This window comes from Frigoribacterium faeni, from assembly GCF_007988805.1.
In the GTDB taxonomy this organism is placed as follows: domain Bacteria; phylum Actinomycetota; class Actinomycetes; order Actinomycetales; family Microbacteriaceae; genus Frigoribacterium; species Frigoribacterium faeni.
Map to the genome: position 1 here is coordinate 1 of NZ_BJUV01000081.1, position 699 is coordinate 699.

Sequence of the window (699 nt, forward strand, 5' to 3'; positions counted from 1 at the left end):
GGGTCCGGCGGGGCCTCGGCGGGCCGGCCTCAGAACAGGGTCGCGGGAGGCGCGGGGGGCGTCGTCGGGGCCGCGATCGGGTCGGTCGTCGCGACCGGAGCGCCGGGCCAGCCCGGGCCGCTCGGAACGGTCGTGCGGTTCTGGAACGCCGTCGCCGCGCCGCGGGCGCGCACGTCGGCGGCCTCGTTCATCTCGTGTCCCACGTGACCGCGGACCCACTCGAACCGGACCTTCCGCCCGGCCAGCGCGGCGTCGAGCTCCTTCAGGATCTCGACGTTGAGCACCGGCTTGCCGTCGGCCTTGCGCCAGCCCTTCCGCTTCCACCCCGGCATCCACTCGGTGCAGGCCTTGATCGTGTACTGGCTGTCGCAGAGGATGTGCAGATCGTCGTCGGTGCCGGCGGTCGCCCGCAGCAGCTCGAGGACGGCGGTCAGCTCGCCCTGGTTGTTCGTCGCGCGCGGCCAGCCGCCCGCGGCCCAGCGCTCGTCGTCCACGTACCAGGCCCAACCGGCCGGTCCGGGGTTGCCGAGGGCCGATCCGTCTGCTGCGGCGGTGATGGTCATGCGGGGTGCTCCTTGCGTCGACGGCGTGCCTGACCACGCTAACGGACCCGGCCGCGCCTCCTGCGCCGCGCCTCCCGGGGGCACTGCGGCGGGTTCCCGTCGTCGGCGGCGGGTCAGCGCCGACCCGCCCCCGACG

General features: G+C 75.4%; 1 protein-coding gene. It reads right to left on the bottom strand.

Going from position 1 to position 699, the window contains the following annotated elements:
- Positions 1-29 precede the first annotated feature (29 nt).
- On the bottom strand, positions 30-563 hold the full coding sequence (locus FFA01_RS15805) for a ribonuclease H family protein (protein ID WP_146857138.1): 534 nt from the start codon (positions 561-563) through the stop codon (positions 30-32).
- Positions 564-699 lie beyond the last annotated feature (136 nt).

Excerpts from the sequence above, each read along its gene's own strand:
- FFA01_RS15805 (WP_146857138.1), bottom strand. The coding sequence starts at position 563 with ATGACCATCACCGCCGCAGCAGACGGATCGGCCCTCGGCAACCCCGGA.